This window comes from Myxococcus llanfairpwllgwyngyllgogerychwyrndrobwllllantysiliogogogochensis (genome assembly GCF_006636215.1).
Lineage (GTDB): Bacteria > Myxococcota > Myxococcia > Myxococcales > Myxococcaceae > Myxococcus > Myxococcus llanfairpwllgwyngyllgogerychwyrndrobwllllantysiliogogogochensis.
In genome coordinates, this window is record NZ_VIFM01000561.1 from 1 (window position 1) to 945 (window position 945).

Annotated in this window: 2 protein-coding genes; both read left to right on the plus strand. The window is 67.2% G+C overall.

What is annotated here, in order from left to right:
• A partial coding sequence (locus FJV41_RS57015; protein ID WP_220137975.1) for a TRAP transporter small permease occupies positions 1–543 on the plus strand: 543 nt, incomplete at its 5' end.
• Between the two features lie 3 nt (positions 544–546).
• Positions 547–945 (plus strand): TRAP transporter large permease subunit (locus tag FJV41_RS57020; RefSeq protein ID WP_141649532.1); only part of this gene is annotated, 399 nt, incomplete at its 3' end.

A 945-nucleotide genomic window follows, 5' to 3' on the forward strand; every position in this document is an offset into this window, starting at 1 on the left:
CGCCCGGCCGCATGCCGCCGCGTGCCCCGGCGGCCTTTTTCCCCTCCCTTCGACATGTACACCCAAATCTGCCGCACGCTCGCCCGCGTCTGCATGTGGCTGGGCATCCTCGGGCTCGTGGCGGTGATCTGCGCCGTGAGCTGGCAGGTGTTCGGCCGCTACGTCCTCAACAACACGCCCACCTGGGCGGAGAGCCTGGCCCTGCTGCTGGTGCTCTACGTGACGATGTTCGGCGTGGCCGTGGGCGTGCGCGACGCCGGCCACATCGGCCTCGAATCGTTCCTGGTGCTGGCGCCCGACGGGCTGCGCCTGAAGATGGAATACCTGATCCACGTGCTGATCCTGGTGTTCGGCGCCGCCATGGCCTGGAATTGCGCCTCGCTCGCGCAGTCGGTGTGGGAATACCGCCTGCCCACGCTCTTCATCTCCGAAGGCTGGAAGTACGTGCCCGCCAGCATCGCGGGCGTGCTCATCGTGCTGTTTTCCATCGAACACATCATCGCGCTCGCCCAGGGCCGCGAAGTCGAACCCGCCTGGGGCTGATCCATGACCGTGCCACTCCTGATCCTGTGCGTGTCGTTCACGCTCTTCCTGCTGCTGGGCGTTCCGGTGGCGTTCTCCATCGGCCTCTCGGCCCTGGCCACCCTGGCCTACGAGGGCCTGCCGCTCGAGGTGGGCTTCCAGCAGATGACCTCCGGCATGGGGATCTTCTCGTTCCTCTCGATCCCGTTCTTCATCTTCGCGGGGGAGCTGATGCTCTACGGCGGCATCGCGGATCGCATCGTGAACTTCGCGCGGGCCCTGGTGGGCCACGTGCGCGGCGGCCTGGGCATGTCGAACGTGGTGGCCTGCACGCTGTTCGGCGGCGTCTCGGGCTCGCCGGTGGCCGACGTGTCCGCCATGGGCGCGGTGATGATCCCGATGATGAAGAAGGAGGGCTACCAC